This is a genomic window from Roseburia zhanii, from assembly GCF_014287635.1.
Taxonomy (GTDB): domain Bacteria; phylum Bacillota; class Clostridia; order Lachnospirales; family Lachnospiraceae; genus Roseburia_B; species Roseburia_B zhanii.
The window spans coordinates 1-9,916 of record NZ_JACOPH010000027.1; the positions used below are offsets into that span (position 1 = coordinate 1).

Here is a 9,916-nt window from a genome sequence, read left to right on the forward strand (position 1 = left end):
CCAAAGACGTACTATTGCTTATATTAAAGTGAATGTTATTATGAGGAGCCGTATGCGGGAAAGCCGCACGTACGGATCTGTGAGGGGCTAAAGTTGCAAGGCTTTAGTCTACTCGACTGTCGTGCTAAAAATTCAACTGAATAATCCCAGCAAAAACCGCTGCTACATGGAAGCCAACAAACCATGCAACAGCGGTTTTTCTTTATCGTTTTTTCCTCTGGCTGATAGGCGTTCCCATTTTCTTTGATTTTTTGAGAATCCGAATCAGCCAGCGAAATTCTTCATCTGACAGATTTTTATAGTTGATACCAAGCTGCTTACAGTAAAGGACAACCAGCTTTTCATCACGGCTGCCCTTGAAATTTTCAACCGCTTCCAGATTTTCTTTCAGTTCATCGGCAACGGTGGTCTGAGGTGCACTCTCGCTGTCCTTTTTATGGGCTTCCCGAATATCCCGGATAATCAGGTTGAGGTCATCCCGTACCATGTGACTGAAATATTCATCATCACTGATATGGGCGGCTTGCAACACTTTCAAATGGGGGTCATCTTCGCCGGGGCGATACCGTTCAATGATTTCATGCCGGACGGTATCGACAAGGGCGTTGAGGTTTTGAATCTGCATGGTGGCAATCCCATCCACATAAATCTCAATGTCCGCAAGAAACTTGATAAAGTCCTTATGGGTGGCAAGTTCGCACAGCAGACGGTTGTTAATCCGACCGCTTTTCAGAAGTGCTACCATCTCATCACTCAAATGCAGCTCCCTTAATGGCGTGTTGATCTCCGCCCGGTTCTCTGTCCGGCAAAAGAGATAATCGAGGGACACCCCATAAAAATCTGCCAGCAGGATAAGGTTGCCATGATTGATTTCCTTATAGTCGTCTTTTTCATAACTGCCAAGAGCCGATTTTGAAATACCCGTTTGCTCAGCCAGTTCTTCCAGTTTTAATCCTTTGTTTAATCGTAAATCTTTTAGCCGTTCCTGTATTGTAGTAGCTCCGTTCATTGAAGCAGTTCCCCCTTTCTAACGACATTTATAACCGTTGAATTGATTATACCATATCAATTCCGCAATCGTGGAAATTTCTGATTTTTACCCCGAATTCCTACTTTGTGGACATACGGCACAGGGCACAAAAATGTTCTATGATACAGGTAGTTCATCGATGGATTATTCCAATCGAATGACCAGCCTGTGTGGGATATGCTTCCCCGGCGATGTAGCGTCATGACTTTTGGCAGGGATATGGAGGAACCCTGACCAAAACGAGCGTACCAAAGGGAGCGATACGCCGCTGTGAGATTCAGGGGAGGAACGACACCGGGGAGAACTGGCGAACTGACACCGAAATGATACCGAAACACGACAATCTGATAGGGGGATAGTCTACCCTATCTCTGATACTTCGGGAGATTTTAGGCGGCTCTATGGCTGTAATTTTGCCGAAAATCGCCCCGAAACCATACACGAAAACGGGAGGAAGCGCAATATGCCGAGAATGAGCAAAAAGAGGAAGCATGAGCTTTCTTTTTACCTCAATGACCGGGGGCGTGTCACTTACAACGAATTATGCCGGAAATGCCAGCATGGGTGCAAGCAGAGCTTCCGGGCGGTTGTGATTGACTGCCCCCGTTATTTATCCAAACGAGCAAAGAAAAAGGAGGAACACACCGAATGATTTTTGAATTTATGACGATAGACACACCATTGCCGCCCTGTATGGCTTTTCCAAGAGCGTTGACAGGGTTTCCAGTCAGCAGCACCGCAAAGATCATGTACTGCCGGATGTTGGACGCTATGCTCTCCAATGGGCAGGAGGACGAGAACGGAATCCTGTTTGTCTGCTTCCCTGTCACAGCCATTGCCGCAGTCCTGTCCCGCAGCTCTATGACGGTCAAGCGTTCTTTGAATGAACTGGAAAACGCCGGACTTATCATGCGGGTGCGTCAGGGCGTTGGAGAACCAAACAGGATTTATGTGCTGATACCGGGAAAGGAGGACGCTGCCCTTGCCTGATACCTCAAAGCTGGAAAAACTCAATCGGGAGTTGGAGAAAAGCGAAAAGAAACTGCGGAAAGCCATCAATGATGAAAAGGCATTGCAGCACCAGTTAAAGCAGCTTACCCGAAAGGAACGGACGCACCGGCTCTGTACTCGTGGCGGTATGCTGGAAAGTTTTCTGCAAGAGCCGGAACGCCTGACAGATGATGATGTCATGCTGTTGTTGAAACTCATTTTTCACAGGCAGGACACGCAGGAACTATTGAAAAAACTGCTGGAACGGGAGAAGCCGGAAACCCCTTAGTTTACTAAGGGCGCAATTATACACCACCCAGAGGTTGGTGCATTGCGTTCTCCGAAGGCTCCTCGCCGGAGGGCTGTGATTTTCCGCAGTCATGGTCTGCTCCAAATCATACAGGGGACGCTACACTTCCCCTGCGCTGGCTGCCGCCAGCTACCCTTTTGTGGACTTGCCTGTTGGGGACACCTTGCGGTGCAAGCTGTTCCCAGCCGACAAGTTTCATAAAATACGCTATCTTTTCGATAGGCGATGAAGTATAATGGAGATGACAACAAATCGGGATTTTGGGAGCAGGAGAAATCGAGATTGGAGGATAAATTGGTGAACAAGATTTTCAAATGTCTTATTCGATTTTTGATAGAAGTGATAGTTATGACAGTTTTGATTGTTGGAATCAACATATTTATGAATGGTATGTATCTTTGGGGATTGCCCCGCATAAATGATATTCAGTCTGTAAATATCACGTATCCGAGTGTCACGGATGATGTTAAAGAAATTTCGAGCCGTGAGGATATTGAGTTAGCCTTAAAGCTAACGGGATTTCTGAAATATGATTTATTTGGGGAAGTGAATAGCGAAGAAGAACCTGCTATTACAATTACTTATTTTCTTAAAGATGGAACAAGCAAAACCATCTCCGCTAATAACACTACTGTCTGGTGGAACAATAAAATTCATGTAATCAAGGACAAGGAAATGTTTATCAACCTAACAGAGGGAATTTTCTTTCTGGAAGATTTACAAACAAAGTAAATCAATTCAAGTTTGTCAGCTTCACATCGGGTCAACTTGCCCCGAACTTTTACAATTAAATACCCGCCGCCCACATAGCGGCACACCGAGCAGGAAATCTGAAAAAGGTCTCCTGCTTTTTTTCTGCCAAAATGAGGTGGTAAAACGCCACCCCATCCACCAATTACCGAAAGGAGGGACACGAAATGCCCTGCCCACACAACGAAATCACGATTGTTCAGCGCAGCCAGCGACAGTCTGCGGTTGCCGCCGCTGCTTACCAAAGCGGCGAAAAGCTGTTCTGTGAATACGACCAGCAAGTGAAGCACTACCCGGAAAAGCGTGGTATTGTCCACAATGAAATCCTGCTCCCACCTAATGCCCCACAGGAATATGCAGACCGCAATACTTTGTGGAACGCCGCCGAAGCGGTGGAAAAACAATGGAACTCCCAGCTTGCAAGGCGGTGGGTGCTTACCATCCCCAGAGAGATACCGCCCGACCAGTATGCTGTCCTTGTCCGGGAGTTTTGTGAGCAGCAGTTTGTTTCCAAAGGCATGATTGCTGATTTTGCAATCCATGACCCCCATCCGCCGGGACACAATCCCCACGCCCATGTCATGCTCACTATGAGGGCAATGGACGAACATGGAAAATGGCTTCCCAAGAGCCGCAAGGTTTATGACCTTGACGAAAACGGGGAACGGATAAAACTTCCGTCCGGCAGATGGAAAAGCCACAAGGAGGATACGGTGGATTGGAACGACCAGAAGTATTGCGAAATCTGGCGGCATGAATGGGAGGTCATCCAGAACCGCTATCTGGAAGCCAATGACCGCCCAGAGCGTGTGGACTTGCGTTCTTATGCCAGACAGGGGCTTGATATTATCCCTACTGTCCATGAGGGAGCTGCTGTCCGGCAGATGGAAAAGCGGGGTATCCAGACGAACATCGGCAACCTGAACCGGGAAATCAGAGCCGCCAACCGCCTGATGAAGTCCATCCGGCAGCTTATCCAAAACCTCAAAGGCTGGATTACCGAGCTGGGAGAAAAACGGAAAGAACTGCTTGCACAAAAGGCGGCGGAGGAAGCGACACTTCTTCCCAATCTACTGATGAAATATATGGAGATACGAAAGGAAGAACGGAAGGACTGGACGAGGTCTGGACAAAATCGGGGGACTTCACAGGACTTAAAGGCAGTCAGCGAAGCCCTGTCCTATCTCCAGCAAAAGGGGCTTTCCACTGTGGAGGACTTAGAAGCATTTCTGGAATCTTCCGGGAAATCAGCCGCAGATTACCGCAATCAGATGAAGCCAAAGGAAGCCCGAAGCAAAGTGATTGACGGGATTCTTGCCAGCCGGACAGACTGCAAGGAATGTAAGCCTGTCTATGAGAAGTACCAGAAGATATTTTTTAAGAAAACAAAGGAGAAATTCAAACAGGAACACTCGGAGGTTGCCCGGTATGAAAAAGCCGCCACCCACCTTGCCAAGCACCCAGATGATAAGGACAGTACCCAAAAGGAGCTGCAAGAGGAGCAGGAAACGCTTCTGGAAGAAATCGCAGAGTTGAAAGTACCACTGACCGAGGTACAGGAGGATTTGAAGAAGCTGCGGGACATCCGCTACTGGGTACGGAAAGCCACACCCGGCACAGAGGAAAGTAAAGAGCCGCCTAAGAAGCAGCCCATCAAGGAAGTCTTGCAGGATAAGGCAGACGAGAAAAAGGCTCAAAGAACCGCCCCGGCACAGGCGAAACACAGACAACAGGATATGGAACTTTAACAGGCACTTGCCATTTTCAATCAGAGAATGTCAGGTGCTTTTCTTATTTTCAAGGAGGGATAGATTTGAATGTATTTGAAGCTGTGAAGCAGTCCGTCACAACAAGACAGGCTGCGGAGCATTATGGAATCCATGTAGGTCGGAACGGGATGGCTTGCTGCCCGTTCCATAATGATAAAACCCCAAGCATGAAGCTGGATCGGCGTTACCACTGCTTCGGCTGCGGTGCGGATGGGGATGTGATTGATTTTGCCGCCGCCCTGTATGGGCTGGCAAAGAAAGAAGCCGCCGTACAACTGGCAAATGACTTTGGGCTTTCCTATGAGGACTGGAAACCGCCGGGAAAGGCAAAAAAGCCCAAGCCCCGGCAGAAATCCCCGGAGGAACAGTTTCAGGAAGCAAAGAACCGCTGCTTCCGTATCCTTGCCGATTATCTCCACTTGCTTATGGCATGGAGAACGGAATATGCCCCGCACTCCCCAGAGGAAGCCTTTCATCCCCGGTTTGTGGAAGCCTTACAAAAGCAAGCCCATGTGGAATATCTGCTGGATGTGCTGCTGTTCGGGGAGACAGAGGAAAAAGCGGCTTTGATTGCGGACTACGGAAAGGATGTGATACAGCTTGAACAGCGAATGGCAGAGCTTGCAGCCGCAGACGCAGCAAGAACTAAAAAACACCATGAACGCCATGCAGCCGCCCCAGAGCATTGAGGAAATCAAGGCGGGGCTGGAAACCACCGAGAAAGGCGGTGTCCGCCAGAGCATACGGAACTGCCTGACCGTATTCCAGCGTGACCCTCTGCTTTCCGGGGCTATCGCATACAACATCCTGACCGACCGCAAGGACATCATAAAGCCCATCGGTTTTCACAGAGAAAGCACAGCCCTGAACGATACGGATATGAAGTATCTGCTTCTCTATCTGGAAGAAACCTATGGGCTTACCAATGAGAAAAAGATTGATAATGCCATCGGGATTGTGGCGAATGAAAACAAGTACCATCCCATCCGGGACTACCTAAGTGCCCTTGTGTGGGACGGGACAGAACGAATCCGTTTCTGTCTGCGGCACTTTCTGGGGGCTGACGCAGACGATTACACCTATGAAGCGTTGAAGCTGTTCCTGCTGGGTGCAATCTCACGAGCCTTTCAGCCGGGGTGCAAGTTTGAAATCATGCTTTGTCTGGTAGGCGGTCAGGGGGCTGGAAAGTCCACCTTCTTCCGTCTGCTGGCAGTCCGGGACGAGTGGTTCTCCGATGATTTGCGGAAGCTGGACGATGACAATGTGTACCGTAAGCTGCAAGGTCACTGGATTATCGAAATGTCGGAAATGATGGCAACCGCAAACGCCAAGAGCATTGAGGAAATCAAGTCATTTTTAAGCCGACAGAAAGAGGTTTACAAGATACCCTATGAAACCCACCCAGCAGACCGCCCCCGTCAGTGCGTGTTTGGCGGCACTTCCAATGCCCTTGACTTCCTGCCCCTTGACCGTTCCGGCAACCGCCGCTTTATCCCCGTCATGGTGTACCCGGAGCAAGCCGAGGTTCACATTTTGGAGGACGAAGCCGCTTCCAGAGCCTATATCGAGCAGATGTGGGCAGAAGCGATGGAAATTTACAGAAGCGGCAGGTTCAAGCTGGCTTTCAGCCCTGCCATGCAGCGGTATCTCAAAGAACACCAGCGGGATTTTATGCCGGAGGACACCAAAGCCGGGATGATACAGGCGTATCTTGATAAGTACACCGGGAGCATGGTCTGCTCCAAGCAGCTCTATAAGGAAGCCTTGAACCATGCCTTTGACGAGCCGAAGCAATGGGAAATCCGGGAAATCAACGAGATTATGAACCAGTGCATTTCTGGCTGGCGGTACTTCCCGAACCCAAGAATGTTTTCCGAATACGGCAGACAAAAGGGCTGGGAGCGTGAAAACCCGGCAACGGACTCCGGCAACCCGTCTGAAAAAACGATGGACGGTTTTGTGGAGGTTACAGAACAGATGGAGCTTCCGTTCTGAAAATGGCAGCCCGTTGCACCCCCTGTTGCTATCCCGTTGCCGAGCCGGTTGCCGGGGAAAATCCCGAAACTATCGGCTTTTCTCCCCTATGACAACCAAAACAACAGAAAAATAAAAGAAAAGTATAAATAGTAACCATCGCCAGATTGAGATTGTTTGCAAGGTCTTTTGAAGCCCGTTGCCGGACTTCGTTGCCGACACCCTCTGTCTGGCTATTTTCATGTATGGAGGATAACTGCCTATGGCAAAAAACAAAACAGAGATTCATGTTACAACGGTGTTTGACGGGGAACTGGACGCCACTGATGTGTTCGTCAGCCTGATTTCCCAGAAATACGGAAAGACAAATACAAAAGAATATCTTGCTAAAAAGAAAGGTATAAGCTATAATGAAGATGAGGTTCAAAAGAGCCAGATACCGTCTGGATTGTGTGGGTAAATGGCTATGATGAACGAAATGGAATACAGAACAATCGGAAAGGCACTTGCCGGGGGCTATCGTGTAGCGGTCTATTGCAGGCTGTCAAAGGACGATGACCTGCAAGGCGAAAGTGCCAGTATCGCAAACCAGCGTGATATGCTGGAAAAATACTGCGAAAAGCAGGGATGGGAGGTTGTGGCGGTCTATCAGGACGATGGCTTCACAGGTCTTAACATGGAGCGTCCTGATTTACAGAGAATGTTGAGAGCCATTGAGCGCAGGCAAATCAACCTTGTCATCACGAAAGACCTCAGCCGACTGGGGCGTAACTATCTGCAAACCGGGCATTTGATTGAGGACTTTTTCCCAAGAAACGGTGTCCGCTATATCGCCATGAATGACGGTATCGACACCCTGCGGGATAACAACGATATTGCCCCGTTCAAGAATATCCTGAACGAGATGTACAGCAAGGATATTTCCAAGAAAGTCCATTCCTCTTATCTTCTGAAAGCGCAGAAAGGACAGTTTACCGGGTGTCTTGCCCCCTTTGGGTATCGGAAAGACCCAGAGGACAGAAACCATCTGCTCATTGACGAGGAAACCGCCCCGATTGTGCGGCTGATTTTCGGATATGCCCTGAACGGTCATGGTCCGAACTATATCCGCAGACGGCTGGAGGAAGAAAAAATCCCCTGCCCCACATGGTGGAACCGGGAACGGGGGCTTCGCAATACCCGCACCAAATGGGAAAAGAAAGACCCAGAAAACGGACGGTATATGTGGGACTTCTCCGTTATCAAAGACCTCTTGATGAATCCCGTCTACACCGGGGCGATTGCTTCCCAGAAAAAAGACTACCGTTTCAAAATCGGCACGATTGGAGAAAAGAAGCCGGAGGACTGGATTGTGGTGGAGGGACAGCATGAACCGCTGATTGACCGCATGAGCTTTGACATTGTGCAGAACAAGCTGAAATCCCGCCAGCGTCCGGGGCAGACCAATGAAATCAGCCTGTTTGCCGGACTGATAAAATGCGGCGAGTGTGGGAAGTCGCTGACGATACGCTACACAAACGCAAAACATCCCCAGCAGATTTATTCCTGCAAGACCTACAATGCCTTTGGAAAGAACCACTGCACCCAGCACCGGATTGACTATGACACCCTTTACAGCCATGTGCTGCGGAAAATCCGGGAATGTGCCAGAGCTGCCCTGATGGACGGGAAAGCGGTTGCCGACCGCCTGACTAATACCTGTGAAGCCGAGCAGCGGGAACAGCGGGAAGCAATGGAACGCTCCCTTACAAGGGACGAGGAACGGATTGAGGTTCTGGATAAAATGGTCATGCGGCTTTATGAGGATATGATTGCAGGGCGTATCAGTGAGCAGAATTTCAACACCATGCTGGAAAAGACACAGACCGAGCAAGCGGAGCTTAAAACAAAAGTGTCCGAGGGCAGAAAGCGGCTGTCCGATGAAGTCCAGCTTGCCAATGACGCAAAACAATGGGTGGAAGCCATTCAGGAATACGCCAATATCACAGAGCTGGACGCAGCCACCCTCAACCGCTTAATCAAAGAAATCGTCGTGCATGAGCGCATTGACGAAGATAAAACAAGACACATTTCTATCGAAATTCATTTTAATCTCAAACCCATCCCAGAGGTGGAACAGGTCACTGCCTGACCTGTCCCGCCGGGACGGTTCTCTTAAAAACACCATATAGATTTTTTGTACGCCGCCGCCCGCCATCGAGCAGAGTTTTACACCTAATTGGGGATAAAACAGCTTATGAGTGGCGGTGGCATCATCATTGTGGCACAGACGGTAATTCCACAGCTTACCACACTGTTCTCATAATTCATGGGCGGGATCATTGATAAGATTACTGAATTCATAAAGGAACTGTTGCAGGGATGGGTGCTGACAAACTTTGAAACCATGTTTACCGATGTCAATGACAAGGTAGGCACGATTGCAGGGGAGGTCAGCAAAACTCCCAGCACTTGGAACTCCGGTATTTTTGACATGATAAAAACCTTGTCCGATAACGTGATGATTCCCATAGCGGGCATGATCATCAGTTTTGTACTCGTCTACGAGCTTATTTCCATGGTTATTGATAAGAATAATCTGCATGACTTCAATACGGCAATTTTTATCCGCTTTTTTATGAAAGCGTGTATTGCAGTCATGCTGTTAAGCAAGACTTTTGACATTGTAATGGCGGTATTTGATGTGGGAAGCCACATCGTCAATTCTGCCGCCGCAGCAATCAGTGGGGAAACCAGTATTGATGTTTCAAGTACGCTGCAGACGATGTTCAATGAGCAGTTTTCGGAAATGAGTATAGGCGAGCTGTTAGGATTGGGGATGGAGACCATGATCGTCAGTTTATGTATGAAAATCATGTCAGTCCTTATCACCGTCATTCTTTATGGGCGAATGATTGAAATATATCTTTATGTATCAGTAGCACCCGTTCCCTGTGCAACCGTAACCAACCGGGAATGGGGAACGATAGGAACTAATTATTTTAAGGGGCTTTGTGCTCTAGCATTTCAGGGATTTTTTATGATGGTATGCGTTGCAATCTATGCAGTGCTTGTGGCTGGTGTGGCAGTATCCGACAACCTGCATACGGCACT

At 48.7% G+C, this 9,916-nt stretch carries 12 protein-coding genes; 11 read left to right on the top strand and 1 reads right to left on the bottom strand.

The annotated features are described in order from the left end of the window. Nucleotides 1-202: 202 nt before the first annotated feature. Nucleotides 203-1,009, bottom strand: coding sequence for a helix-turn-helix transcriptional regulator (locus H8S17_RS15415; protein ID WP_006573790.1), 807 nt, complete (start codon nt 1,007-1,009; stop codon nt 203-205). Nucleotides 1,010-1,493: 484 nt separating this feature from the next. Here H8S17_RS15415 and H8S17_RS15420 point away from each other — a divergent pair, with 484 nt between their 5' ends. The 11 genes from H8S17_RS15420 to H8S17_RS15470 form a co-directional block, all read left to right on the top strand. Beyond that, nucleotides 1,494-1,682, top strand: coding sequence for a hypothetical protein (locus H8S17_RS15420; protein ID WP_002304353.1), 189 nt, complete (start codon nt 1,494-1,496; stop codon nt 1,680-1,682). Then, the gene (locus H8S17_RS15425) at nt 1,679-2,020 is read left to right on the top strand and encodes a DeoR family transcriptional regulator (RefSeq protein ID WP_015524256.1); all 342 of its coding nucleotides are present in this window, start codon (nt 1,679-1,681) and stop codon (nt 2,018-2,020) included. The genes H8S17_RS15420 and H8S17_RS15425 overlap by 4 nt, the downstream gene beginning before the upstream one ends. Beyond that, entirely contained in the window at nt 2,013-2,309 is a 297-nt protein-coding gene (locus H8S17_RS15430; RefSeq protein ID WP_002594808.1) for a DUF3847 domain-containing protein, read from the top strand. Before H8S17_RS15425 ends, H8S17_RS15430 begins: the two co-directional genes overlap by 8 nt. 303 nt (nt 2,310-2,612) lie before the next feature. Further along, nucleotides 2,613-3,062, top strand: coding sequence for a hypothetical protein (locus H8S17_RS15435; protein ID WP_007886470.1), 450 nt, complete (start codon nt 2,613-2,615; stop codon nt 3,060-3,062). Between the two features lie 185 nt (nt 3,063-3,247). Further along, the gene (mobQ, locus tag H8S17_RS15440; protein WP_117529942.1) at nt 3,248-4,828 is read left to right on the top strand and encodes a MobQ family relaxase; all 1,581 of its coding nucleotides are present in this window, start codon (nt 3,248-3,250) and stop codon (nt 4,826-4,828) included. Between the two features lie 65 nt (nt 4,829-4,893). Next, nucleotides 4,894-5,538: a CHC2 zinc finger domain-containing protein gene (locus H8S17_RS15445; protein ID WP_007887871.1), complete on the top strand. Its 645-nt coding sequence runs from the start codon at nt 4,894-4,896 to the stop codon at nt 5,536-5,538. After that, nucleotides 5,507-6,844 (top strand): virulence-associated E family protein, encoded by a 1,338-nt coding sequence (locus H8S17_RS15450; protein ID WP_003500111.1) that lies wholly within the window; start codon nt 5,507-5,509, stop codon nt 6,842-6,844. The genes H8S17_RS15445 and H8S17_RS15450 overlap by 32 nt, the downstream gene beginning before the upstream one ends. 241 nt (nt 6,845-7,085) lie before the next feature. Beyond that, a complete protein-coding gene (locus H8S17_RS15455; RefSeq protein WP_117536137.1) occupies nt 7,086-7,283 on the top strand; it encodes a hypothetical protein in 198 nt (65 codons plus the stop codon). Further along, nucleotides 7,284-8,954 (top strand): recombinase family protein, encoded by a 1,671-nt coding sequence (locus H8S17_RS15460; RefSeq protein WP_186867838.1) that lies wholly within the window; start codon nt 7,284-7,286, stop codon nt 8,952-8,954. It begins immediately after the preceding gene. Nucleotides 8,955-9,059: 105 nt separating this feature from the next. Continuing rightward, entirely contained in the window at nt 9,060-9,128 is a 69-nt protein-coding gene (locus H8S17_RS17160; RefSeq protein WP_208913923.1) for a hypothetical protein, read from the top strand. Between the two features lie 3 nt (nt 9,129-9,131). Next, on the top strand, nt 9,132-9,916 hold a 785-nt coding region (locus H8S17_RS15470), incomplete at its 3' end, for a VirB6/TrbL-like conjugal transfer protein, CD1112 family (RefSeq protein WP_186867839.1).